The sequence below is a fragment of the Thermocrispum sp. genome (assembly GCF_002919275.1).
Lineage (GTDB): Bacteria > Actinomycetota > Actinomycetes > Mycobacteriales > Pseudonocardiaceae > Thermocrispum > Thermocrispum agreste.
In genome coordinates, this window is sequence record NZ_PKFA01000025.1 from 45,246 (window position 1) to 69,190 (window position 23,945).

Sequence of the window (23,945 nt, forward strand, 5' to 3'; positions counted from 1 at the left end):
AGACTACTGGCGGGCAGGCGATTCGCCAGGGGCGCAGCGGGCGGGACGGACGGTGCGCACTGCAGCCCGCGCGGCCGGTTGGCCGGGGTGTCGGCCGGCTCTCGTGCCCGCCACCCGGCACGCCGGTACAGCGCGCGGCGCCCGTATCGTTAGCTGCATGCTCAACCGTATCGACCTGCGTGGACGCCCCGCGTCGCTGACTCCGGCCGAGCTGCGAGCCGCCCTGCCCAGGGCGGAGATCGACGTCGACGCGGCGGTACATCAGGTGCGCCCGGTCGTGACGGCCGTGCGCGAGCGCGGTGTCGATGCGGTCCTGGACTACACCGAGCAGTTCGACAAGGTGCGGCCGGAACGGGTCCGGGTGCCCGCCGGGGAGCTGGCCAGGGCCGCCGAGCAGCTGGATCCGGCGGTGCGCTCGGCCCTGCAGGTGAGCATCGACCGGGCCCGCCGGGTGCACGCCGACCAGCTTCGTCCGGACGTCACCACGACACTGGCCGACGGGGCCACGGTGACCGAGCGATGGCTCCCGGTGCGCCGAGTCGGCCTGTACGCGCCGGGCGGCCTGGCGGCCTACCCGTCGAGCGTGATCATGAACGTGGTCCCTGCCCAAGTCGCCGGCGTGGAGTCGCTGGTGCTGTGCTCGCCGCCGCAAGCCGAGTTCGGCGGGTTGCCGCACCCGACCATCCTGGCCGCCGCGGCCATGCTGGGGATCGACGAGGTGTGGGCCGTCGGCGGCGCGCAGGCGGTGGCGCTGCTGGCTTACGGCGGGACGGACACCGACGGGACGGCACTGGAGGGTGTCGACATGGTGACCGGTCCCGGCAACGTGTACCTGACCGCGGCCAAGCGCATGCTGCGCGGCGTGATCGGCATCGACTCCGAGGCAGGCCCGACGGAGATCTGCATCCTGGCGGACGACACCGCCGATCCGGACCACGTCGCGGCCGATCTGGTCAGCCAGGCCGAACACGACCCGCTGGCCGCGTCGGTGCTGGTCACCACGTCCGAGGCGCTGGTGGACGCGGTGGAAGCCCGGCTGCAGCAGCGTGTCGCCGCCACCAAGCACAGCGCGCGCGTCCGCCAGGCGCTGACCGGCAAGCAGTCGGGTGTGGTGCTGGTGTCCACGCTCGACGACGGGCTGCGGGTGGTGGATGCCTACGCTGCCGAGCACCTGGAGATCCAGACCGCCGACGCCGGAGAGGTCGCCGCTCGCGTGCGCAACGCAGGTGCGATCTTCGTCGGCCCGTATTCGCCGGTGTCGCTCGGGGACTACTGCGCGGGCTCCAACCACGTGCTGCCGACCGGCGGCTACGCGCGCCACTCGGGCGGCCTGTCCGTGCAGACGTTCCTGCGTGGCGTGCACGTGGTGGACTACAGCAAGGAAGCGCTGCGTGAGGTCGCCGACGAGGTCGTGACGTTGGCCAATGCCGAGGATCTTCCCGCCCACGGGGAAGCCGTGCAGGCTCGGTTCTCGGGGAGCGAATCGTGAAAGACGTGACGCTGGACGACCTGCCGTTGCGCGAGGACCTGCGCGGCCGCACCCCGTACGGCGCCCCGCAGCTGCAGGTGCCGGTGCGGTTGAACACCAACGAGAACCCCTTCCCGCCGCCGCCCGAGCTGGTCGCGCACGTGGCCGCGTCGATCGAGAAGATCGCCGGGGAACTGCACCGCTACCCGGACCGGGACGCCGTGGAGCTGCGGGCCGACCTGGCCGGTTACCTCAGCGCTGCCACCGGTGTGGAGCTGACCGCGGACAACGTCTGGGCGGCCAACGGATCCAACGAGGTGATCCAGCAGCTGCTGCAGGCGTTCGGCGGCCCCGGCCGCACCGCGCTGGGATTCGAGCCGTCGTACTCGATGCACCCGATCATCTCCGCGGGCACCCGCACCGAGTGGCTGCCCGCGCCGCGGCGCGACGACTTCGGCCTGGACGCCGAGGCGGCCGCACGGCTGATCGCCGAACGGGCACCCGACGTGGTGTTCGTGACCAGTCCGAACAACCCCACCGGCGGCAGCATCCCGCCCGCCGATCTGCGGAAGATCCTCGACGCGGCGCCGGGCATGGTGGTGGTGGACGAGGCTTACGCGGAGTTCTCCAGCAACCCCAGCGCGGTGCGGCTGCTCGCCGACTATCCGGCCAAACTGGTGGTCTGCCGCACGATGAGCAAGGCGTTCGCGTTCGCCGGCGGCCGCCTCGGGTACTTGGCGGCCGCTCCTGCCGTCGTCGACGCGCTGCAGCTGGTGCGCTTGCCGTATCACCTGTCGTCGCTCACCCAGGCGGCGGCGCGGGCCGCCCTGGCGCACGGCAAGCAGACGCTGGAGTCGGTTCGCAAGCTCGTCGCCGAGCGGGAACGGGTCCGCCAAGCGCTGACCGCGATGGGTTTCTCCGTGGTCCCCAGCGATGCGAACTTCCTGCTCTACGGCCGCTTCGCGGACGCGGCGGCGGCCTGGGCGACCTATCTGGACCATGGTGTACTGGTACGCAACGTCGGCGTTCCCGGGCATTTGCGGGTGACCATCGGCACGCCCGAGGAGAACGACGCGTTCCTGGAAGCGAGCAAGAAGGTGACAACGTGAGCCGCATCGGCAAGGTCGACCGCACCACCAAGGAGTCCTCGATCAGCGTCGAGGTCGACCTGGACGGGACCGGGCAGGTCGAGATCGACACCGGGGTGCCGTTCTACGACCACATGCTCACCGCGTTCGGGGTGCACGGCTCGCTGGACCTGCGCGTGCGCGCCGACGGCGACGTGCACATCGACGCCCACCACACGGTGGAGGACACCGCGATCGTGCTCGGCCAGGCCATCCGCGAAGCGCTCGGCGACAAGCAGGGCATTCGCCGGTTCGGCGACTGCTGGGTGCCGATGGACGAGACCCTTGCCCATGCCGCGATCGACGTCTCCGGCAGGCCGTACTGCGTGCACGTCGGCGAGCCGGAGGAGTTCACCACCTTCACCATCGGCGGCAACTACCCGTTCGTGCTGACCAGGCACGTGTTCGAGTCGCTGGCCTTCCACGCGCAGATCGCCCTGCACGTGCGGGTGATCCACGGACGGGACCCGCACCATATCGCCGAAGCGCAGTACAAGGCGGTCGCCCGCGCACTGCGCGCCGCGACCGAGCCGGATCCCCGGCAGGGCGGCGTGCCGTCCACCAAGGGCGTGCTCTAGCCTGCGCGGTCGCGCGGCGGGCGGAGAGCGAGGAGCGCATGACCGAGTTCGTGTTCATCCTGCTGGTCGCGGCGGCAGGGCTGCTGCTGGGCGGGGTCATCGCGATGTGGAAGACCTCGAAAGCCGTCGCCGCGTTCCTCATGGTGCTGTGCGTGATGGCGGGCGTGGGCGCGGCGCTGTGGTACCAGTCGGTGTCCTAGCCTCAGCACCCATCCGCGGTCACCGGCCGCCGCCGGTGGTCACAGTCCGCCTTCGGCGGCGGGCTTCAGCCGTGGCGCGCCCGGTCCGTACTTGGCCAGCTCGTCGTCGTGGTTCATCAGCGAGCACGACCTCAGCGACAGGCAGCCGCACCCGATGCAGCTGGTCAGGCTGTCCCGCAGCCGTTGCAGCGCGTCGATGCGGGCGTCCAGTTCGCTGCGCCACTGCCGGGACAGCCGAGCCCAGTCGGCCTTCGTCGGCGCGCGGTCCTTCGGCAGCGTGGCCAGCGCCTTGGCGATGTCTTCCAGGCTCAGCCCGACCCGCTGCGCGGAGCGGATGAACGCGATGCGGCGCAGCACGGTGCGGGGATAGCGCCGCTGGTTGCCGGAGGTCCGTTCGGAGGAGATGAGGCCGCGTTCCTCGTAGAACCGCAACGCCGTGTGCGGTACCCCGCTGCGCTCGGCGACCTGTCCGATGGTCAGGTGGTTGGCCAGCCTGGTCACGACCTCCATGGTAGCGAAAGTTCGAGATTACTCGAGGTTGGCTGCCGGTGCGTGCCGCCGTGGGGTGGCCAACTACGCTGATACGGGTGACGGCACGGGTGGTGATTCTCGACTACGGCTCCGGCAACCTGCGCTCCGCGGAGCGGGCGCTGCAACGCACCGGGGCGGACGTGACGGTCACCGCAGACGCGAAAGCCGCCGTCGAGGCGGACGGCCTGGTCGTCCCGGGAGTCGGTGCGTTCGCCGCGTGCGTGGACGGCCTCCGGGCGGTCGGCGGGGAGTCGATCATCGACCGGCGGCTGGCGGGCGGACGGCCGGTGCTCGGCATCTGCGTCGGCATGCAGATCCTGTTCGAGCACGGCGTAGAGCACGGCATCAAGGCCGAAGGGCTCGGGCAGTGGCCGGGCACCGTCGAGCGGCTGCAGGCCGACGTGCTGCCGCACATGGGCTGGAACACCGTCCAGGCGCCGGAGGACTCGGTGCTGTTCGCCGGCCTCGATGCGGACACCAGGTTCTACTTCGTGCACTCCTACGCCGTGCGCACCTGGCAGCTGGAGTCGGGACTGCCCGGGCAGCAGCCGCTGGTCACCTGGGCCGAGCATGGCGAGCCGTTCGTGGCGGCGGTGGAGAACGGCGCGTTGAGCGCGACTCAGTTCCACCCGGAGAAGTCCGGTGAGGCGGGCGCGGTGCTGCTGAAGAACTGGGTGAACACCCTGCGCTGACCAGGCCGGGTGCGGGTGCGCGGCCGGCCACCCGTTGCCAGTGGCCGTCCGGCGTCGCCGTAAGGTGGTCGGCGTGACGTTCACATTGCTGCCCGCCGTCGACGTCGCCGACGGCAAGGCCGTCCGCCTGGTGCAGGGTGCGGCCGGAACCGAAACCGAGTACGGGTCACCCCGCGACGCCGCCCTCGCCTGGCAGCGGGACGGCGCGGAGTGGATTCATCTGGTCGACCTGGACGCCGCTTTCGGGCGTGGCTCCAACCGCGAGCTGCTCGCCGCGGTCGTGCGCGAGCTCGAGGTGAACGTCGAGCTGTCCGGTGGCATCCGGGACGACGAATCGCTGCAAGCCGCCCTGGCCACCGGCGCACGCCGCGTCAACGTCGGCACGGCGGCGTTGGAGGATCCGGAGTGGACCGCGCGGGTCATCGGCGAGTACGGCGACCGGGTGGCGATCGGGCTGGACGTGCGGATCAACGGCGACGAGCACCGCTTGGCCGCCCGTGGCTGGACGTCCGACGGCGGTGACCTGTGGGAGGTGCTGGAGCGCCTGGAGTCCAACGGCGCCCAGCGGTACGTGGTGACCGACGTGAGCAAGGACGGCACGCTGCGCGGGCCGAACCTGGAGCTGCTGCGCGCGGTGTGCGCCCGCACGAAGGCCCCGGTGATCGCCTCCGGCGGGGTGTCCAGCCTGGACGACCTGCGCGCTTTGGCCAAGCTGGCCTACCGGGAAGGCGAGGGCGGCGTGGAAGGCGCCATCGTGGGCAAGGCCCTGTATGCGGGCGCGTTCACGCTGCCGGAGGCCCTGGCCGCCGTTCGCTGACGCGAGCGCTCCACGGACCGCGGGCGGCTCAGTCCCGGTCGGCCTCGATCTCGATGCCGATGGTGCGCCGCCGCCCGCCGCGCAGGATGCTGCCGTAGACGGTGAGGTAGCCGAGGATCCCGTACTTCTTCACCAGCAGCTTGCGCATCCGTTCGGTTCCGCCGTCGTCGAGCAGGCGCGGCGTGCCGTCGACCGGTTCTCCGTACGTCGTCTTGCCGAGTGCGTCACAGGCGACCAGCGTCGCACGGCTGCCTGCTCGGATCCGCTTCACCTTGCCCGCGTCGCGTGCGCTCCAGACGTAGACCTTTCTGCCGTCGTCCGGGTCGTGCACGAACCACACGGGCGTGGACACCGGCGTTCCGGACTTGCGATACGTCGTCAGCAGGACGTACTTGTGACCGCGCAGGCGTTCCATTCGCCCAGGTTAACCGGGCTCACGGGGTGCGGCGGCGCAATGTCGCGGCGCCGCCGACGAGTGCGGCCAGCCCGCACAGGGCGACGATCACGACGTTGCGCACCAGCGTGCCGTCGATCTCCGCGCTGCGGGTGACCTGGGTCAGGGCGTCCACGGCATAGGACAGCGGCATCACGTCCGACAGCCATTCCAGCGGCTCGGCCATCGCCTCGCGCGGGGCGAACAACCCGCACAGCAGGACCTGCGGCATGACGAACAGCGGCATGAACTGCACCGCCTGGAACTCGGTGCGGGCGAACGCCGAGGCGAACAGCCCGAGCGCCATGCCGAGCAGCGCGTCCAGCAGGGCGATGACCAGCAGCAGCCACACCGACCCGGCGATCTCCATGCCGAGCCAGGTCAGCGACACCACCGCGGCCAGCGCCACTTGGGCCACGGCGACGAGCCCGAACGCCACCGCGTAGCCGAACAGCAGGTCGACCTTGTGCAGCGGCATGGTCATCAGCCGCTCGAGCGTGGCGGTGGTGCGCTCGCGCAACGTCGAGATCGACGTCACCACGAACATGATCGCGAACGGGAACACCGCCAGCAGGGCAGGAGCGGCGGCGCTGAAGGCCCGGTCGGTGTTGAGCACGTACCGCAGCAGGATCAGCAGAACCGACGGCATCAGCACCAGCAGCACCAGGGTGCGGTGGTCGTGCTTGAGCTGGGTGAGGATGCGACGTGCGGTCGCCAGCGTGATTGCGACGCTCATGCCGCCACCTCGCTTGCGGTGATCAGCCGGAGAAAGGCCTGTTCGAGGTCGCCCGCCTGGGTGCGGGCGCGCAGCGCATCGGGTGGCCCGGTGGCCAGCAACCTGCCCTCGCGCATCAACAGCAGGTGGTCGCACCGGCCCGCCTCGTCCATCACGTGGCTGGACACCAGCAGGGTCGCGCCGCGGCCGGCCAGTGCACCGAACAGCTCCCACAGCTCGTCACGCAGCACCGGATCCAGGCCCACCGTCGGTTCGTCGAGCACCAGCAGCTCGGGCTCGCCGAGCAGGGCCACCGCCAGATTGGCGCGGCTGAGCTGGCCGCCGGACAGCTGCCCGACCATCGCGTTCGCGTGCGTGCCGAGCCCGACCTCGTCGACGACCCGGTCCACGTCCTCGGCAGGCGCCCCAGCACCGAGGCGAAGTACCGCAGTGCCTCGGCGACCCGCAGGTCGGGGTAGATCGCCGGGTTCTGGGTGGCGTACCCGATCTTGCGGCGCAGGTCCTTGTGTCCGGCGGGCAGGCCGAGCACGGTCACACTGCCGCCGGCGACGATCTGCACGCCCACGATGGCGCGCAGCAACGTCGACTTGCCGCAGCCGCTCGGCCCGAGCACGCCGGTCACCGAGCCTCGTTCGAGCGCGAAGCTCACGCCCTGGAGCACTTCTCGTCCACCACGTCGCACGTGGAGGTCGTCCACCGCGACGGCTAAATTAGTCATGTGTTTAATTCTGTGCCTGTGCCGGACGGGTGTCAATGACGCAGGTCGTTGGGTCGATGGCGCGGGCTGATCGCCGGAACGGCGCGGGCCGATCGCCGGTTCGGCGGCGAAGCCACCCGGTCTTCAGCGGTCCGCCGGGCGGGGTGCAGCGTCGATGTGCTGTTGGATCGCCGGGGCGATCATGGCGATGACGTCTTCCGGCGGGGCCGAGGCCAAAGGCTCGAGCCGCACGATGTAGCGGAGCAGGGCGACGCCCATCAGCTGCGAGCCGATCGCGGTCATCCGCAACTCGTCCACACCGAGCGCCGGCCCGAGACGGTCGACGATCACCCGGTGCAAGAACTCCCGCATCATTCGCGCGGCCTGCTCGGACGAGGTCACCGAGCGCAGCAGGGCCAGAAACGGCCGCCGGGTCTCCGTGCCGTCCCACACGCTGATGAACAGACGCAGCAGCCGCTCGCCCGCCTGCTGGCGTGGCCCGTCGGTGACGACGTCGGCGATCGTGTACAGGTTGACCGGCAGGTGCAGGGAATCGGTGAAGACCCGGTCCTTCGAGCCGAAGAAGTGGTGGATCAACGCCGGGTTCACGCCCGCTTCGGCGGCGATGGCGCGGATCGTGGTGCCTTCGTAGCCGCGCTCGGCGAACAGCCGCCGGGCAGCCGCCAAGATGTGGTCCCGTGTCTCGGTCCGTCCCGGCCTCCGGCCCGCGCGCGCCATGCTCGTAGGCTAAACGGCGTGGGTGTAGCTGTGCGGGTCATCCCGTGTCTGGACGTCGACGCCGGCCGGGTGGTCAAGGGCGTCAACTTCGAGAACCTGCGCGACGCGGGCGACCCGGTCGAGCTCGCCGCGCGGTACGACGCCGAAGGCGCGGACGAGCTGACCTTCCTCGACGTCACCGCCTCCTCCGGCAACCGCGAGACCACCTATGACGTCGTCCGGCGCACGGCCGAGCAGGTGTTCATCCCGCTCACCGTCGGGGGCGGCGTGCGTACCTGCGAGGACGTCGACCGGTTGCTGCGGTCCGGTGCCGACAAGGTGTCCGTCAACACCGCCGCGATCGCCCGGCCCGAACTGCTGCGCGAGGCGGCCCGGCGTTTCGGCTCGCAGTGCATCGTGCTGTCGGTCGACGCCCGCCGGGCCGAGGGCACGCCGTCCGGGTTCGAGGTGACCACTCACGGCGGCCGCCGCGGCACGGGCATCGACGCTGTGGAGTGGGCCGCCCGCGGCGAGGAACTCGGGGTGGGGGAGATCCTGCTGAACTCGATGGACGCCGACGGCACGAAGGCGGGCTTCGACCTGGAGCTGATCCGCAAGGTGCGCGCCGCGGTGCGGGTTCCCGTGATCGCCAGCGGCGGCGCAGGCGAGCTGGAGCACTTCCCGCCTGCGGTGCAGGCGGGCGCCGACGCGGTGCTGGCGGCGAGCGTGTTCCACTTCGGGCACCTGTCCATCCCGGACGTGAAGAAGACGCTGCGCGTCGCGGGAATCGAGGTCCGATGAGCGCACTTGATCCCGCCGTGGCCAACCGACTCAAGCGCAATGCCGACGGACTGGTCGCCGCCATCGCGGTGGACGCGACCTCCGGGGCGGTGCTCATGCAGGCGTGGATGAACGACGAGGCGCTGGCGCGCACGCTGAGCACGCGCCGGGCGACCTACTTCTCCCGCAGCCGCGGGCGCCTGTGGGTCAAGGGCGAGGAGTCCGGACACACCCAGCACGTGCGGGAAGTCCGCATCGACTGCGACGGCGACACCGTGCTGTTGCTGGTCGACCAGGTCGGGCCCGCCTGCCACACCGGCACGCCGACATGCTTCGACGGGCCCGATCGCGTGCTGCTGGCCGCCGAGTGAGCCGGGTCAGTCCAGCGGCCCGGTGAGGTAGCGCTGGATGGTCGGGCCGATCGCCGCAGCGACGGTGGGGATGTCCGCTGACGCGAGCGGCTCGAATCCGGTGACGTAGCGGACCATGCCCAAGCCGATGATCTGCGATGCGCACAAGGTCGCGCGCATCTCGACAGCACCGGTGCCCGCCAGTTTGGCGACCCGTCCGAACAGGTAGTGCACGAACAAGTCGCGCATCACGTCGATGGCCTGCTCGTGTGCCGCGACGCTGCGGACCAGGGCGGTGAAGACGCCGCCGCCCGCGCTGTCCCACACCGTCAGAAACCGCGTGACGATACGGTGGCCGAGCTCGTCCACGTCGCCGCTCATCAGCTCGTCGGCGACGGTCTTGGGGTTGAACGGCAGCTGCAGCACGGCCTCGCCGAACAGGCCCTCCTTGCCGCCGAACCAGTGGTTGACCATCGCCGGGTCGACCCCGGCGCGCTTGGCAATGCCGCGCACCGTCGCCCCTGCGTAACCCGATTCGGCGAAGACTTCCCGTGCCGCCTCGATCAGCGCCGCCCTGGTGTCCGCGCCGCCGGGACGGCGGCCCCGTCGCTTGGTCGTTTCTTCGGCCACCCCGCCATCATGACCTGCGGCGACACCCTATTTCCACCGGGGTTGAATTCCGCTGCGCCCACCCCGGCGAGCGCTGGCCGGTGCACGCGGCGACGAGCGCTGACGGCAGAATGGCGTCCGTGGCCAACCACAGCGCAGTCCGCACACCGCTCGGTGCGGTGGGCCTGACCAGAGACGAGTTTCGCGAGCTCGCCAAGACCCGCCGGGTCATCCCGGTGGTGCGGCGGCTGCTCGCCGACGCGGAGACGCCGCTGTCGATCTACCGCAAGCTCGCCGCCAACCGTCCAGGAACGTTCCTGTTCGAATCGGCCGAGAACGGGCAGTCCTGGTCGCGATGGTCGTTCGTCGGGGTGCGCAGCCCCGCGGCGCTGACCGTGCGGGACGGGCAAGCGGTGTGGCAGGGCACGCCGCCGGCCGACCTGCCGACCGAGGGCAACCCGTTGCAGGTGCTGCGCGAAACGCTCGTCGCCCTGCGCACCGACCCGTTGCCCGGCTTGCCGCCGCTGACCGGCGGCATGGTCGGTTACCTGGCCTACGACGCGGTCCGCTGGCTGGAGCGGCTGCCCGAGCTGGCCACCGACGATCTGCGCCTGCCCGAGCTGATCATGCTGCTGGCCACCGATCTGGCCGCCTACGATCACCACGAGGGCACGGTCACGCTCATCGCGAACGCGGTGAACTGGGACAACACGCCCAAGCGGGTGGACGCCGCGTACGACGACTGCGTGCGCAGGCTGGACGAGATGACCCGGCAGCTGGCCACCCACGCCCCGCCGACGGCGGTGCAGTTCCACCGCCCGGAGCCGGAGTTCGTCCGTTGCCGGGACAAGGCGGAGTTCCACAAGGTCGTGCACGAGGTGGTCGAAGCGGTGCACGCCGGTGAGGCGTTCCAGGTGGTGCCTTCGCAGCGGTTCGAGATGCGCACTTCCGCCGATGCCCTCGACGTCTACCGGGTGCTGCGCAACACCAACCCGAGCCCGTACATGTACCTGCTGCGGCTCGACGGCTTCGACATCGTCGGCTCGAGCCCGGAGGCGCTGGTGACGGTGCGCGACGGGCGCGCGACGACGCACCCGATCGCCGGCACCCGCTGGCGGGGCGCCGACGAGGAGGAAGACGCGCTGCTGGCCAAGGACCTGCTGGCCGACGAGAAGGAACGTGCCGAGCACCTGATGCTGGTCGATCTGGCCCGCAACGACCTGGGCCGGGTCTGCCGGCCCGGCACCGTGCATGTCGTGGACTTCTTCAGCGTCGAGAAGTACTCGCACGTCATGCACATCGTGTCGACGGTGACCGGTCTGCTCGCCGAGGGCAAGACCGCGTTCGACGCGGTGGCCGCCTGCTTCCCGGCGGGCACGTTGACCGGGGCGCCGAAGGTGCGCGCGATGGAGCTGATCGAACAGCTCGAACCGACCAGGCGCGGGCTCTACGGCGGGGTGGTCGGGTACCTCGACTTCGCCGGCGACGCGGACACCGCCATCGCCATCCGTACCGCGCTGATGCGCGACGGTGTCGCCTACGTGCAGGCGGGCGCCGGCGTGGTGGCGGACTCGCAGCCGGACTACGAGGACAACGAGACGCTGAACAAGGCGCGGACCGTGCTGTCGGCCGTGGCCGCGGCGGAAACGATGCGAGAACCGTGAAACGCCTGCTGTGGACGGTGATCGTCGCGCTGGTGCTCGGCGCGGCGGCGCTGTGGGGCGCGGGCCGCCTGGTGTGGTCGCAGGAGCAGCAGGAGCTCACGTGGCCGACTCCGCTGGCGTTGCTGGTGCTGGCGTCCATCGGCGCCATGTTCGCCGTGCGCGCGGTGGGCAAGCGTGTCCTGGGCGGCGTCCTCGTGGTCGCAGGCGGGGCGGCGTGCGTGCTGGCAGTGACCGATGTCGAGCTTTTCGGCATGGGCCCGGTGATCGCACTGCTGGGCGGGCTGCTGACCGGCGCGGCGGGTGGCCTGCTCATGGCCCGCGGGCACCGGCTGCCCGGGATGGGGAGCCGCTACGAAACGCCCGCCGCGCAGCGCGCGAAGCAGCAGGAGAGCGGCGGAGGACATGACGAGGGGGACGGCGAGCAGGCCGGCGGACGAACCGGCACCGCCGCCGACGACGGCGACGACTTGTGGACGGCGCTGTCGGAGGGGAAAGACCCGACCGAAGAAGGTTGACGGCGTGCGACGGCGCAGCAACGCCGCATCCGGGGTCGCTGCCGCGTGGCCGACCCCGGACCAGGGAGCGTCCACCCTCGCGGGTAGCATTCTGAGCGCGGGAAGGGAAGGTTCTGGTGATCGTGCTTGCGAGCGACGGACGACAGCTGCTAGTGCGGGTGGCCTGCCGGTGAGCGTGCTCGAGGACATCATCGTCGGCGTGCGTGCCGACCTCGCCGAGCGCGAGGCCGCGCTGCCGCTGGAGGAGCTGAAGAAGCGGGCCGCCAAGGCGCCAGAGCCACGCGACGCGATGGCCGCGCTGAAGGAGCCGGGCATCGGCGTCATCGCCGAGGTGAAGCGGCGCAGTCCGTCGAAGGGGAAGCTGGCCGACATCCCGGACCCGGCGGCGCTGGCCGCCGACTACGCCGCGGCCGGGGCGCGCGCGGTGAGCGTGTTGACCGAGCGGCGGCGGTTCGGAGGGTCGCTGGCCGATCTGGCCGCGGTGCGCGCTGCGGTCGACGTGCCGGTGCTGTGCAAGGACTTCATCGTCAGCCCGTACCAGGTGCACGAGGCCCGGCTGCACGGTGCGGACATCGTGCTGCTCATCGTGGCGGCGCTGGAGCAGAACGCGCTGGTGTCCCTGCTGGACCGGGTCGAGTCGCTGGGCATGACCGCGCTGGTCGAGGTGCACAACGCCGAGGAGTGCGACCGGGCGCTGGAGGCGGGCGCCGAGCTGATCGGCGTCAACGCGCGCAACCTGCACACGCTGGAGGTGGACAGGGAGGTGTTCGCGCGGCTCGCCCCCGGGCTGCCGCCGAACGTGCTCAAGGTCGCCGAGTCCGGTGTGCGCGGCCCGGGCGATCTGATGACGTACGCGGGGCACGGCGCGGACGCCGTGCTGGTCGGCGAGGGCCTGGTCACCAGCGAGGACCCGAAGGCCGCGCTGGTGCAGCTGGTGACCGCGGGCTCCCATCCGGCGTGTCCGAGGCCTGCCCGGTGAGTGCGCCACGCGACCCCGCGGCGGCCGGCGAGCCGGACAAGGACCTGCATGCGCCGGGCAAGCACGATCCCGACGAGCGCGGCCACTTCGGCCCGTACGGCGGGCGGTTCATGCCGGAGGCGCTGGTCGACGCCCTGGACGAACTGACGGAGGCCTATGACAAGGCGCGGGTCGATCCGGATTTCGTCGGCGAGTTCCGGCGCCTGCTGCGCGACTACGCGGGCCGTCCGTCGTTGCTGACCGAAGCCCCGCAGTTCGCCGAGCACTGCGGCGGTGCGCAGGTCTGGCTCAAGCGGGAAGACCTCAACCACACCGGATCGCACAAGATCAACAACGTGCTGGGTCAGGCGCTGCTGACCAAGCGGATGGGCAAGACCAGGGTCATCGCCGAGACCGGCGCCGGGCAGCACGGCGTGGCGACGGCGACCGCGTGCGCGCTGCTCGGCCTGGAATGCGTGATCTACATGGGCGAGGTGGACACGCAGCGGCAGGCGCTCAACGTGGCCAGGATGCGGCTGCTCGGCGCGGAGGTCGTCCCGGTCACGACCGGATCCCGCACGCTCAAGGACGCCATCAACGAGGCGTTGCGCGACTGGGTCACCAACGTCGACACCACGCACTACCTGCTGGGCACCGCGGCGGGCCCGCACCCGTTCCCGACCATGGTGCGCAACTTCCACAAGGTGATCGGCGCCGAGGCCCGTGAGCAGATCCTGGAGAAGGCGGGCAGGCTGCCGGACGTGGTCATCGCGTGCGTGGGCGGCGGGTCGAACGCCATCGGCATCTTCCACGGCTTCATCGACGACCCGGGCGTGCGGCTGGTCGGCGTCGAACCGGGCGGACACGGCCTGGACTCCGGCAAGCACGGCGCTACGCTGAGCCAGGGTGTTCCCGGCATGCTGCACGGCGCCTTCTCCTACCTGCTGCAGGACGAGGACGGGCAGACCATCGAGGCGCACTCCATCTCGGCCGGCCTGGACTATCCGGGCGTCGGGCCGGAGCACTCGTGGCTGAAGGACACCGGCCGCGCCGAATACATCACCGCCACCGACGACGAGGCGATGCACGCCTTCCAGCTGCTGTCCCGCACCGAGGGCATCATCCCGGCGCTGGAGTCCGCGCACGCGCTGGCCGGTGCCATCAAACTGGGCAAGGAGCTGGGCGAGGACGGCCTGATCCTGGTGAACCTTTCGGGTCGCGGCGACAAGGACATGGACACCGCCGCCAAGTACTTTGGATATACCTCATGACCGGGTTGGAGTCGGTGTTCGCCCGTGCCAAGGACGAGGGCCGGGCGGCCCTGATCGGGTATCTGCCTGCCGGCTACCCGACGCTGGCCGAGTCGAAGGACCTGCTCGCGGCGATGCTCGACGGCGGGTGCGACGTCGTCGAGGTCGGCGTGCCGTACTCGGACCCGGTGATGGACGGGCCGACCGTGCAGATGGCCTCGGACAAGGCGCTGCGCGCCGGTTTCCGGCTGCGTCACGTGTTCGACGTGGTCGAAGGGATCAGCGCAGCCGGCGGCCACGCGGTCGTGATGACCTACTGGAACCCGGTGCACCGATACGGCGTCGACGCCTTCGCGCGGGACCTGGCGGCGGCGGGCGGCCACGGCATCATCACCCCGGACCTGATTCCGGACGAAGCCGAGGACTGGCTGCGGGCTTCCGACGAGCACGGCCTTCACCGCATCTTCCTGGTGGCCCCTTCGTCGTCGGACCGGCGCCTGAAACTGACCGCCGATGCGTCGTCCGGTTTCATCTACGCCACCGCGGTGATGGGCGTGACCGGCATGCGCGACAAGGTCGGCGCAGGTGCACGGGAGCTGGTCCGCCGCACCCGCGAACACACGTCGTTGCCCATCGGAGTCGGGTTGGGCGTGCGCAACGGGGAGCAGGCCGCGGAGGTGGCCGGCTTCGCCGACGCGGTGATCGTCGGGTCGGCGTTCATCAAGGCCGCGGAGGACGAGGGCGCCCAGGGGGTTCGGCGGCTGGCCGGAGAACTCGCCGCCGGAGTGCGCTCGCCGCGTCCGGCGGGCTCCTGAACCGGCCCTGGTCGCCGGCCCCGGCGGCGGGCTGACTACGGTGTCCGTGTGACCAGCCTGACAGCGTTTTCCATGGCCTTGCCACTGTTCTCCACGGAGATTCCCAGCCCGCCGCGCGGAGTGTGGGAAATCGGCCCGGTCCCGGTCCGCGCCTACGCGCTGTGCATCATCGCCGGCATCATCGTCGCCATCTGGTGGGGCGAGCGGCGCTGGCAGGCGCGCGGCGGCAGCCCCGGTTTCGTCATCGACGTCGCCGTGTGGGCGGTGCCGTTCGGCCTGATCGGCGGCCGGCTCTACCACGTGATCACCGACGCGCACCGGTACTTCGGTGAGGGCCGGAATCCGCTGGACGCGGTCAAGATCTGGGACGGCGGCCTGGGCATCTGGGGTGCCATCGCGCTGGGCGGTGTCGGCGCGTGGATCGCCTGCCGCCGCAGGGGCGTGCCGCTGCCCGCGTTCGCCGACGCGATCGCACCGGGCATCGTGGTGGCGCAGGCCATCGGACGGCTGGGCAACTACTTCAACCAGGAGCTCTACGGCGGGCCGACCGACCTGCCGTGGGGCCTGATCATCTACGAGCGGGTGGACCCGGACAACCCGCTGATCACCGACCGGCTGGGCGGCGTGTCCAACGGCGTCGTCGAGGCCGTGGTGCACCCGACGTTCCTGTACGAGCTGCTGTGGAACCTGGCCGTGGCGGCCGTCGTGGTGTGGGCGGACCGCCGGTTCCGGCTCGGGCACGGCCGCGCGTTCGCGCTCTACGTGGCCGGCTACACGCTGGGCCGCACCTGGATCGAGCTGATGCGCACCGACCCGGCCACCCATGTCTTCGGCGTCCGGATCAACGTCTGGGTCTCGCTGCTGGTGTTCGTCGGCGCGGTCGTCTACATGATCGTGGCGCGCAAGCGCGGTGACCGGGAACCGCCGGAGGTGCTGCGCGGACATGAGCCGGGCGAGGCGGCGGACGCGGAGAAGGAACCGGCCGCGGTCAAGGCCGATCCTGGGAAGGCGGACGGTACCGCGGGGGACGACTCCTCTGGCGGCGCTGCCGGCACAGCAGCCGGGGGTGCCGACGACGCCGGCAAGACCGACGGCGACCAGCCCGAGCGGGGCTGAGCGCCGGATCGCGCCGACGTCGCCTAGCGTCCGTTGGTGCGCACCGGGATGACCACCTGGCGTCCGGCCACGGTGACGACCTCGACGTCTGCGTCGTAGTGCCTGGCCAACAGCTCCGGGGTCAGCACTTCCTCGGGCGGTCCGGCGGCCACCGTTTCGCCGCCGTCCAGCAGCAGCACGCGATCGGCGTACTGGCCGGCAAGTGTCAAGTCGTGCAAGGTCGAGACGACCGTGGTGCCGTCCTCCCGGCGCAGCCGGTCGACCAGGTCCAGCAGCGCCTGGGCGTGGCCGAGGTCGAGGCCGGTGGTCGGTTCGTCCAGCAGCAGGACGTCCGCCTGCTGAGCCAGCGCCCTGGCGAGCACGGCTCGCTGTCGCTCACCGCCGGACAACGTGCCGAGCCGCCGTGCGGCCAGCTTGTCGAGGTCCAGCCTGCGCAGGACGTCGGCCACCACGCGCTGGTCCGCCGAGCGCTCGCGGGCCAGCAGGCCGAGGTGCGGGGTGCGGCCGAGCAGGACGTAGTCGGTGACCGTCAACCCGCCGGGGATCGCCGGCTGCTGTGGGGCGTAGCCGATGATCCGCGCCGCTTCCCTGGCCGGCAGCGTCCGCCGGTCCCGTCCGCGAATCAGCACCTCCCCGCCCAGCCGGGTCAGCCCGAGCATCGCTTTCACCAGCGTGGACTTGCCCGCGCCGTTCGGCCCGATCACGGCCATCCACTCACCGGCGGACACGGTCAGCGAGACTCCGTCGAGTACCAGCCGGTCCCGGTACCCGGCGCGGACGTTGCGCAGTTCGACGACCGGGCTCACCACAGCTTCTCCGCGTTGCGTCGCAGCACGATGATGAAGAACGGGGCCCCGGCGAACGCGGTGACCACTCCGATGGGCAGTTCCCCCGGCATGGCGGTGCGGGCGATCTGGTCCGCCACGATCAGGAACGAGGCCCCGCCCAGCACCGACAACGGCACGATCACCCGGTAGCTCGCCCCGACGGTCAGCCGGATGAAGTGCGGCACGATGATGCCGACGAAGCCGATCAGGCCGCTGACCGACACCGCGGCCGCGGTGGCCAGCGAGGCCGCGCTGATCAGCAGCAGGCGCAGCCGTCCCGGATTGACGCCCAGCGAGGCCGCTTCCGCGTCCCCCAGCGACAACACGTCGAGCAGGCGCGCGCACACCATCAGCACCGCCGCGGCCGCCCCGATGTAGGGGATGACGCTGACGAAGTCGGCCCAGCCGGTGATGGCCAGCCCGCCGAGCATCCAGTTGTAGACCTGCCGGATGGTGTCGGCGTTGAGCTGCTGCACGAACGTCTGCACCGCGGTGAGGAACGCCGACACTGCGACCCCCGCCAGCAGCAACGTGGTGGGGCTGACGCCACCGTAGGAAGTGCTCAGCAGCCAGCTCAACGCGACCCCGCCGACAGCGCCCGCGAACGCCGCCACCGGCAGGGCGGAGGCGGCCCACAGCGTCAGCGCCGGGGCGAACACCACCACGATGGTGGCGGCCATCCCCGCGCCCGCGGCGGCGCCGAGCAGGAACGGGTCGGCCAGCGGGTTGCGGAACACGCCCTGGAACGCCGCCCCGGACATGGCCAGCGCGGCACCGACGGCACCGGCGAGCAGCACCCGGGGCACCCGCAGCTGCCACAGGATCGCCGCCTCCCGCTCGCTCAGCGGCGACGTGCCGCCGACCAGCTGTGCCCAGATCTCGGCGAGCACCCGCTGCCAGCCGAGCTCGGCGGCCCCGATCAGGACCGCCATGAGCATGGTGGCCAGCAGGACGGCGATCCCGCCCGCGAGCGTGCGCGCCCGCAGGCGGGTCACGGGACGGGTCGTCACCCAGCGCCCTCGACTTTCTCCACCGCGTCGGCAATGGTGCGGACCAGGTCGACGATGCGTGGACTCCACCGCGAGGCGATGTCGTCGTCCAGCGCGATGATGTGGCCGTTGCGGACCGCGGTCAGGGTGTCCCAGCCGGGGCGCTTGCGCACCGTCTCCGGGCTCTGCCCGCAGCAGATGGTGTCGGCGAGGAAGATCAGGTCCGGGTCGGCCTCGATGATCTTCTCCGCGGACAGCTGCGGGTAGCCGCCGTGCGCGGACGGGTCGTCGCCGTCGGCGATGTTGCGCAGCCCGAACAGCGCGTACACCTGGCCGATGAACGTCTCCGACGTCACCGTGTAGTAGGTCTGGTCCAGCTCGTGGTAGTAGGTCAGCGGGTCGGCGGGCTTCGGCGCGTCCGCGACGATCTTCTCGATCTCCCGCTTGGTGCGGTCGGCCAGGTCTTTGCCCTCGTCCGGGTGCCCGGTGACCTTGCCGACCAGCTCGAACTGCGCGTAGGCGTCGTCGAGCGTCTTGGCGGCGGGCAGGATCAGCGTCTTGGTGCCGATCTTGTCCAGCGTGGCCGACAAGTTGTCCACGTCGTTGTCGACCACCACCAGATCCGGCGCGTAGTCGCTGATCTTGTCCGGGCTCGGGGTCAGCCCGGACAGTTTGGTGCGCGGAGCGTCCTTCGGATAGTTCGACTGGTCGTCGACGGCGACCACCTGGTCACCTGCGCCGACCGCGTAGAGCATTTCGGTCGCGGTGGGGGACAGCGACACGATGCGCTCGGGCTTGCTCTCCAGGGTGAGTTTGCCGCCGTCCGGTGTGGTGACGGTCAGCGGGAAGCCGCTGTCGGCGGCGGATGCCGAGCGGGAATCCCCTTCCCGGTCGGCACATCCGGCGATTGTCAGTGCGAGAACGGATACGGCCGCGGCGACGCGGCGCATCGACCAACGATGTGACCTCACTCGAGTAACCCTCGTGCTCGGCCGGCCGAGCTGCGGAGTCCTGCTTCGCAGGTGGCACCGCACCCCTGCGCCGGGGGTGGGACTTGCCCCGAGATGGACAGGCGACCTGGCTTACGGCGGCTTGGTAGGAACCGCCGATCACAGTTGCGGCACAGCGCCGGACTCGCACCGGACTTCGCTGAACCATCCCGGTGGCCGCGGATGCGGCCGATTCCGGACATTACCAGCGCGCGAGGCGATTTCGGGTGGGCCGGGCCGTGAGGTCTCGGTAACATCCCGGCGCCTGGGGCGGGGTGTGTGCCGCGCGCCGCACCCCGGTGTCGTCCGAGGTGGCTGGCCGGATCGCCGGTTCTCCCTGCCGATACGATGGGTCCGTGAACTGGACTGTCGACGTCTCGATGGAGAATCTCCCGTCGCTGCCTCCGCTGCCGCCCGAGCTGCGCGAGAAGCTGGACGAGGCGCTGGCCAAGCCCGCCGCGCAGCAGCCGGAGTGGCCGGACCACGAGGCGGTGGTCCGGGTACGGACGGTGCTGGAGTCGGCGCCGCCGATCGCCGTCCCTGCCGAGATCGACCGGCTGCGCAGGCGCCTGGCCGCGGTGGCCCGTGGTGAGGCGTTTCTGCTGCAGGGCGGGGACTGCGCCGAGACGTTCGAGTCCAACACCGAGCCGCACATCAGGGCGAACCTGCGCACGCTGCTGCAGATGGCGGTCGTGCTGACCTACGGGGCCAGCCTGCCGGTGGTGAAGGTGGGACGGATCGCGGGCCAGTACGCCAAGCCGCGTTCCAACCCCACCGACTCGCTCGGGTTGCCGGTCTACCGCGGTGACATCGTCAACTCGCTGACCCCGGACGCCAAGCTGCGGGTGCCCGACCCGGGCAGGATGATCCGCGCCTACGCCAATTCGGCGGCGGCGATGAACCTGGTCCGTGCGCTCACTGCCGCGGGCATGGCGGACCTGGCCCAGGTACACAACTGGAACAAGGACTTCGTGCGCACCTCGCCCGCGGGGGAGCGCTACGAGGCGCTGGCCGACGAGATCGACCGTGGCCTGCGGTTCATGGCGGCCTGCGGGGTGCAGGACACGTCGCTGCACTCGACCGAGATCTTCGCCAGTCACGAGGCGCTGCTGCTGGACTACGAACGGGCGATGCTGCGGCTCGACCGGCCGGGCGACCCCGACGCCAAGCTGTACAACCTGTCGGCGCACTTCCTGTGGATCGGCGAGCGCACCCGCCAGCTGGACGGCGCGCACATCGCGTTCGCCGAGATCATGGCCAACCCGATCGGGGTGAAGATCGGCCCGACGACCACGCCCGAGCAGGCGGTCGAGTACGTCGAGCGGCTCGACCCGTACAACGAACCGGGCAGGCTGACGCTGATCTCGCGTATGGGCAACAACAAGGTGCGCGACGTGCTCCCGCCCATCGTGGAGAAGGTGGAGGCGTCCGGGCACAAGGTCGTCTGGCAGTGCGACCCGATGCACGGCAACACCCACGAGTCGTCCAACGGCTACAAGACGCGGCACTTCGACCGGATCGTGGACGAGGTCCAGGGCTTCTTCGAGGTGCACCGCGCGCTGGGCAGCTACCCCGGCGGCATCCACGTGGAGCTGACCGGCGAGAACGTGACCGAGTGCCTGGGCGGTGCGCAGGACATCTCCGACCTGGACCTGTCCGACCGCTACGAGACGGCGTGCGACCCGCGGCTGAACACCCAGCAGTCGCTGGAGCTGGCCTTCCTCGTCGCGGAGATGCTGCGCAACTGACGTCGGCGGATCGCCGGGCACGTACCCACGACGGACACGCGGAAACGGCGTGGGTGACCGCACATGCGGTGCGCGCCCACGCCGCTTTCCACGCCGTTTTCCGTGCGGGCCGGAGCCGTCAGTGGCTGGGCCAGCCGGGCTGTCCGGTCTGCTGCGGCGGCATCGTGTGCGGGTTCACCTGTGGTGTGCCGTGCGGGACCGTCTTCGGGTCCGGGTCGTAGCCGGGCTGATCGGCCGTCGGCCCGCCCCCGCCTGGCCGGCTGCCTGCCTCGCCGGGCCGGCTTCCCGCTGTGCCGCTCGGCGGCGGCTGGGGGTCGTGCCAGTCCCGGTTCGGCCCCGGCTCCGCGCCGGTGCGCTGCTCCACCGGTGTGCCTTCCGTGGTCTCGGCTGCGTCGGCGTGCTGCCGCACTGGTGTGGCCCCGGGCGCGTCGTAGTCGTCCGGCAGCACCTTGCGCGCCTTGGCGTGTTGTTCGGCGGCCGCTCTGCGCTCGGCATCCGCCCGTGCTGCTTCGTGTTCGGACATCGCGAGGTCTTGCTCGGCACGTTGCCGCATCGCGTCCGCGTCGGCCTGCTGACGCAGCGCCTTGGCCCGCAGTTCGGCGGCGTCCGCGTCCTTGCGGCGCGCCTCGACCGCGCGTTGCTCGGCTTCGCGCTGTTGCTGCACGGCTTCCTCGTGCCGCTGGTGTGTCCGGCGTTCCCGGGAACGCCGGGCGAGCATTGCCAGCACCGCGGCGAGGGCCAGCACGACCAGCACCGCCACGATGATCCAAACGACGGTTGATGTGTCCATCACGGCCTCCTTGTCACGGAGGCATACCCGCACCGGCGGCGCCGGAAACTCGCCGGATTCACCGCCGTACCAGGGGTCGCGTCACGGGATGGTCTTCACCCGGACGGTCCCGCCGGGTTCGACCCGCCCGCCCGGGCGGGGCTCCTGCGCGTAGATCAGCGACAGCCTGCCCTTCCCGCGTCCCTGGACGACCTCCAGCTTGAGGCCGAGCTGACCGAGGAGCTGGCGAGCTTCCTTCACCGGTTTGGCCACCAGGTTCGGCACCGGGACGGCGTTGGACACGACCACCTTCACCGTGGTGTCCGTCGGCGTCGCGCCCGCGGCAGGTTCGGTGCGGACGACCATGCCCGCGTCGAGATCCGCAGAGAACTCCGTGCCGCCGTCGACCGGGTGGAACCCGGCATCCTTCAGCTTCTGGAACGCCTCCTCCTTGGGCAGGCCGGTCACGTCCGGTACCGGCGTCGGCGGCGGGCCCTTGGACAGCACCAGGGTGACCTCGTCGCCGATGTCGAGCGTGGTGCCCGGCTTGGGCTGCACCCGGATCACCGCGCCCTCCGGCACCGACGGATGGAACTCGTCGGTCGCCTCGTCGTGCACCGGTTTCAGCTGCACCGCCTTGATGGCCTGTTCGGCTTCCTCCCGGGAGGCGCCTTCGGCGATGTCCGGCACGACGGGCTTGCCCGCCGAGATCAGCACCGTGACGGTGTCCCCGGCCTGCACCTCGGTGCCCGCCGCCGGCCGGGTCTCGATGACCAGGCCCGCGGCGATGGTGTTGTGCCGCTGCTCGACGAACTTTGCCTGCAGCTCGGCGGTCTGCAGCGCCTGCGTCGCGCGGTCGCGGGTCATTCCCGCGAGGTCGGGCACCTGTACCGTCGAACCGGCCTGGACGAAGACCCACACACCGACCGCCACCAAGCCGGCCACCAGCAGCGCGACCGCGCTCCACCACGCGACCCGCAGCGGGGCGATGCGGCGCGGCCGGGACGATGCGGTGTCGGCGGGCGGCCGGGCGTCGCGCAGGACGGACGACTGCAGCAGCGTGTCCTTGGGGGAGGGGACGCGCACCGGGTTCATCGCCGGGACGGTCGCATCGGCCGACGGGTCACCGCCGTTCGGGGGCGGGACGGCGGGTACCGGCACCACCGGAAGGCCGGCCTCGGCGCGCGCCCGGCGCAGCTCGGTCAGGAACTCCGCGGCGTCCTTCGGGCGCAGCCGCGGATCCCGCCGGGTCGCCCGGACGACCAGTTCGTCCAACACCGCCGGGATCTCCGGGTTCATCGCCCGCGGGCTGGGCACGTCCGTGTTGACGTGCTGATAGGCCACCGACAGGGCGGTGTCACCGGAGAACGCCGGCTTGCCGGTGAGCATCTCGTAGAGCAGCAGGCCGGTCGAGTAGACGTCGCTGCGTTCGCTGGCCTCGCCGGTCTCCACCTGCTCGGGCGACAGGTAGGCGACCGTTCCGAGGATCACGCTGGAACTGGTCGTGCCCGCTCCGGCGATCGCCCGTACCAGGCCGAAGTCGACGACCTTGACCGATCCCTGGCCGGGGTCCTCGGTGTGGCCTGCGCCGTGGCCGAGCAGCACGTTCTCCGGCTTGACGTCGCGGTGCACCAGGCCGGCCCGATGCGCCGCCGCCAGTCCGGCCAGCACCTGTTCGGTGATCGACACCGCCAGCGCGGGCGGCAGGGCGCCGCGTTCGTCCAGCAGATCGCGCAGCGTTCCGCCGTCGACCAGCTCCATCACCAGGAACGCGTGGGCCTGGTCGCCGCGGTAGTCGACGCCCTGGTCGTAGACCCCGACGACGTTCGGATGCTGGAGCCTGGCCGTCGCGAGCGCTTCACGCTGGAAACGCTGAGCCCAGCTGCGGTCGGCGGCGTACTGCTGGTGCATGACCTTGATGGCCACCGGCCGCTGCAGCCGGGTGTCCATCCCGCGGTAGACGGTCGACATGCCACCGCGTGCGAGCAATCCGGTCACCAGGTAGCGATGATCGAGCAATGCCCCCACGAGGGTGGCGTCCCGTCCAGTCACAGCTGCCGATGGTATCCGGGGGCCGACTGTGGCACGCTGACACCGTGGGAGCGATACCAATCGCCGATGACGTGCTGGGTGAGGAAGTCGAGGTCATCGGGTTTGACGAAGCAGCCGCGAAACTCGGAATCTCCGCAGGAAAACTGCGCCAGTTGCTGCGCGACGGGCAGCTGATCGCGATCAAGCGGGACGGCGAAGTGGTCATCCCGGCGGACTTCGTCGGCGACCACGGCCCGGTCAAGGGGTTGGCAGGCACGCTCACGGTGCTTGCCGACGCCGGATTCACCCCCACCGAGATGCTGCGCTGGTTGTTCGCGGCGGACGAAAGCCTGCCGGGCGTCACGCCGATCAACGCGCTGCGCACCAACCACGGCACCGAGGTCAAGCGGCGCGCCCAGGCGCTGGCGTTCTAGTCCGGCACGTTCGAGGTCCACACGGCCGCGCCGCCGGGTGGTCACGGCAGACACCCGGCGGCGCGGTCACGTTCTTCGGTGGAAACGTCCGGCCCGCCGTCCGGT

At 71.0% G+C, this 23,945-nt stretch carries 26 protein-coding genes and 1 pseudogene; 16 read left to right on the plus strand and 11 right to left on the minus strand.

The features are described from left to right. The first annotated feature begins 157 nt into the window (after nt 1-157). From hisD to CXP56_RS06035, 4 genes are read left to right on the plus strand one after another with little or no spacing between them, the layout of a single operon-like run. Nucleotides 158-1,489 carry a histidinol dehydrogenase gene (hisD, locus tag CXP56_RS06020; RefSeq protein ID WP_028848110.1) on the plus strand — a complete coding sequence of 444 codons (1,332 nt, stop codon included), beginning with the start codon at nt 158-160 and terminating at the stop codon, nt 1,487-1,489. Then, nucleotides 1,483-2,577, plus strand: a complete 1,095-nt coding sequence (locus CXP56_RS06025; protein ID WP_286900316.1) for a histidinol-phosphate transaminase — start codon at nt 1,483-1,485, stop codon at nt 2,575-2,577. Before hisD ends, CXP56_RS06025 begins: the two co-directional genes overlap by 7 nt. Beyond that, nucleotides 2,574-3,173 carry an imidazoleglycerol-phosphate dehydratase HisB gene (gene hisB / locus CXP56_RS06030; RefSeq protein ID WP_028848112.1) on the plus strand — a complete coding sequence of 200 codons (600 nt, stop codon included), beginning with the start codon at nt 2,574-2,576 and terminating at the stop codon, nt 3,171-3,173. Before CXP56_RS06025 ends, hisB begins: the two co-directional genes overlap by 4 nt. Before the next feature lie 38 nt (nt 3,174-3,211). Then, complete coding sequence (locus CXP56_RS06035; protein WP_156899236.1) at nt 3,212-3,373, plus strand: CG2302 family histidine operon protein; 162 nt, start codon at nt 3,212-3,214, stop codon at nt 3,371-3,373. Nucleotides 3,374-3,412: 39 nt separating this feature from the next. Here the strand turns inward: CXP56_RS06035 and soxR are convergent, their stop codons facing one another. Continuing rightward, nucleotides 3,413-3,874, minus strand: coding sequence for a redox-sensitive transcriptional activator SoxR (soxR, locus tag CXP56_RS06040; protein WP_028848113.1), 462 nt, complete (start codon nt 3,872-3,874; stop codon nt 3,413-3,415). Nucleotides 3,875-3,960: 86 nt separating this feature from the next. Between soxR and hisH the strand changes: the two genes are divergently transcribed. Next, on the plus strand, nt 3,961-4,596 hold the full coding sequence (gene hisH / locus CXP56_RS06045; protein WP_038045077.1) for an imidazole glycerol phosphate synthase subunit HisH: 636 nt from the start codon (nt 3,961-3,963) through the stop codon (nt 4,594-4,596). A 73-nt stretch (nt 4,597-4,669) separates the two neighbouring features. After that, complete coding sequence (gene priA, locus CXP56_RS06050; RefSeq protein WP_028848115.1) at nt 4,670-5,413, plus strand: bifunctional 1-(5-phosphoribosyl)-5-((5-phosphoribosylamino)methylideneamino)imidazole-4-carboxamide isomerase/phosphoribosylanthranilate isomerase PriA; 744 nt, start codon at nt 4,670-4,672, stop codon at nt 5,411-5,413. Nucleotides 5,414-5,441: 28 nt separating this feature from the next. Here the strand turns inward: priA and CXP56_RS06055 are convergent, their stop codons facing one another. The 4 genes and pseudogenes from CXP56_RS06055 to CXP56_RS06070 form a co-directional block, all read right to left on the minus strand. Beyond that, complete coding sequence (locus CXP56_RS06055; RefSeq protein ID WP_028848116.1) at nt 5,442-5,828, minus strand: PPOX class F420-dependent oxidoreductase; 387 nt, start codon at nt 5,826-5,828, stop codon at nt 5,442-5,444. A 19-nt stretch (nt 5,829-5,847) separates the two neighbouring features. Continuing rightward, nucleotides 5,848-6,582: an ABC transporter permease gene (locus CXP56_RS06060; RefSeq protein ID WP_028848117.1), complete on the minus strand. Its 735-nt coding sequence runs from the start codon at nt 6,580-6,582 to the stop codon at nt 5,848-5,850. Further along, nucleotides 6,579-7,300 (minus strand): annotated as a pseudogene (locus CXP56_RS06065) (ABC transporter ATP-binding protein). Before CXP56_RS06065 ends, CXP56_RS06060 begins: the two are co-directional and overlap by 4 nt. 123 nt (nt 7,301-7,423) lie before the next feature. Next, entirely contained in the window at nt 7,424-8,017 is a 594-nt protein-coding gene (locus CXP56_RS06070; protein WP_028848118.1) for a TetR/AcrR family transcriptional regulator, read from the minus strand. A gap of 18 nt (nt 8,018-8,035) precedes the next feature. Here CXP56_RS06070 and hisF point away from each other — a divergent pair, with 18 nt between their 5' ends. Together hisF and hisI are read left to right on the plus strand one after the other, a co-directional pair. After that, nucleotides 8,036-8,797, plus strand: coding sequence for an imidazole glycerol phosphate synthase subunit HisF (hisF, locus tag CXP56_RS06075; protein ID WP_028848119.1), 762 nt, complete (start codon nt 8,036-8,038; stop codon nt 8,795-8,797). Beyond that, nucleotides 8,794-9,147 (plus strand): phosphoribosyl-AMP cyclohydrolase, encoded by a 354-nt coding sequence (gene hisI / locus CXP56_RS06080; protein ID WP_028848120.1) that lies wholly within the window; start codon nt 8,794-8,796, stop codon nt 9,145-9,147. The genes hisF and hisI overlap by 4 nt, the downstream gene beginning before the upstream one ends. Nucleotides 9,148-9,153: 6 nt before the next feature. Here hisI and CXP56_RS06085 read toward each other — a convergent pair whose 3' ends face one another. Further along, nucleotides 9,154-9,756 (minus strand): TetR/AcrR family transcriptional regulator, encoded by a 603-nt coding sequence (locus CXP56_RS06085; protein ID WP_028848121.1) that lies wholly within the window; start codon nt 9,754-9,756, stop codon nt 9,154-9,156. A 110-nt stretch (nt 9,757-9,866) separates the two neighbouring features. Here CXP56_RS06085 and CXP56_RS06090 point away from each other — a divergent pair, with 110 nt between their 5' ends. The 6 genes from CXP56_RS06090 (at nt 9,867) to lgt (ending at nt 16,053) form a co-directional block, all read left to right on the plus strand. Next, a complete protein-coding gene (locus CXP56_RS06090; RefSeq protein ID WP_156899237.1) occupies nt 9,867-11,399 on the plus strand; it encodes an anthranilate synthase component I in 1,533 nt (510 codons plus the stop codon). Beyond that, on the plus strand, nt 11,396-11,914 hold the full coding sequence (locus CXP56_RS06095) for a Trp biosynthesis-associated membrane protein (protein ID WP_028848122.1): 519 nt from the start codon (nt 11,396-11,398) through the stop codon (nt 11,912-11,914). The genes CXP56_RS06090 and CXP56_RS06095 overlap by 4 nt, the downstream gene beginning before the upstream one ends. Before the next feature lie 169 nt (nt 11,915-12,083). Continuing rightward, nucleotides 12,084-12,893 (plus strand): indole-3-glycerol phosphate synthase TrpC, encoded by an 810-nt coding sequence (gene trpC / locus CXP56_RS06100; protein WP_286900293.1) that lies wholly within the window; start codon nt 12,084-12,086, stop codon nt 12,891-12,893. A 44-nt stretch (nt 12,894-12,937) separates the two neighbouring features. Beyond that, on the plus strand, nt 12,938-14,143 hold the full coding sequence (gene trpB / locus CXP56_RS06105) for a tryptophan synthase subunit beta (protein ID WP_028848124.1): 1,206 nt from the start codon (nt 12,938-12,940) through the stop codon (nt 14,141-14,143). Continuing rightward, nucleotides 14,140-14,937 (plus strand): tryptophan synthase subunit alpha, encoded by a 798-nt coding sequence (gene trpA / locus CXP56_RS06110; RefSeq protein ID WP_028848125.1) that lies wholly within the window; start codon nt 14,140-14,142, stop codon nt 14,935-14,937. The genes trpB and trpA overlap by 4 nt, the downstream gene beginning before the upstream one ends. A 72-nt stretch (nt 14,938-15,009) precedes the next feature. Beyond that, entirely contained in the window at nt 15,010-16,053 is a 1,044-nt protein-coding gene (gene lgt / locus CXP56_RS06115) for a prolipoprotein diacylglyceryl transferase (protein WP_286900320.1), read from the plus strand. A gap of 23 nt (nt 16,054-16,076) precedes the next feature. Here the strand turns inward: lgt and CXP56_RS06120 are convergent, their stop codons facing one another. The 3 genes from CXP56_RS06120 to CXP56_RS06130 form a co-directional block, all read right to left on the minus strand. Then, nucleotides 16,077-16,859 (minus strand): ABC transporter ATP-binding protein, encoded by a 783-nt coding sequence (locus CXP56_RS06120; protein ID WP_286900296.1) that lies wholly within the window; start codon nt 16,857-16,859, stop codon nt 16,077-16,079. After that, nucleotides 16,856-17,818, minus strand: a complete 963-nt coding sequence (locus CXP56_RS06125) for a FecCD family ABC transporter permease (protein WP_286900322.1) — start codon at nt 17,816-17,818, stop codon at nt 16,856-16,858. The genes CXP56_RS06120 and CXP56_RS06125 overlap by 4 nt, the downstream gene beginning before the upstream one ends. Before the next feature lie 68 nt (nt 17,819-17,886). Then, nucleotides 17,887-18,819: an ABC transporter substrate-binding protein gene (locus tag CXP56_RS06130; RefSeq protein WP_286900298.1), complete on the minus strand. Its 933-nt coding sequence runs from the start codon at nt 18,817-18,819 to the stop codon at nt 17,887-17,889. A 419-nt stretch (nt 18,820-19,238) separates the two neighbouring features. Between CXP56_RS06130 and CXP56_RS06135 the strand changes: the two genes are divergently transcribed. Then, on the plus strand, nt 19,239-20,606 hold the full coding sequence (locus CXP56_RS06135) for a class II 3-deoxy-7-phosphoheptulonate synthase (protein WP_051310227.1): 1,368 nt from the start codon (nt 19,239-19,241) through the stop codon (nt 20,604-20,606). Nucleotides 20,607-20,724: 118 nt separating this feature from the next. Here the strand turns inward: CXP56_RS06135 and CXP56_RS06140 are convergent, their stop codons facing one another. Together CXP56_RS06140 and pknB are read right to left on the minus strand one after the other, a co-directional pair. Further along, nucleotides 20,725-21,396: a hypothetical protein gene (locus CXP56_RS06140; RefSeq protein ID WP_286900301.1), complete on the minus strand. Its 672-nt coding sequence runs from the start codon at nt 21,394-21,396 to the stop codon at nt 20,725-20,727. An 81-nt stretch (nt 21,397-21,477) separates the two neighbouring features. Next, a complete protein-coding gene (pknB, locus tag CXP56_RS06145) occupies nt 21,478-23,427 on the minus strand; it encodes a Stk1 family PASTA domain-containing Ser/Thr kinase (protein WP_286900302.1) in 1,950 nt (649 codons plus the stop codon). Nucleotides 23,428-23,471: 44 nt separating this feature from the next. Here pknB and CXP56_RS06150 point away from each other — a divergent pair, with 44 nt between their 5' ends. After that, the gene (locus tag CXP56_RS06150; protein WP_028848132.1) at nt 23,472-23,840 is read left to right on the plus strand and encodes an Rv2175c family DNA-binding protein; all 369 of its coding nucleotides are present in this window, start codon (nt 23,472-23,474) and stop codon (nt 23,838-23,840) included. Nucleotides 23,841-23,945: the final 105 nt, after the last annotated feature.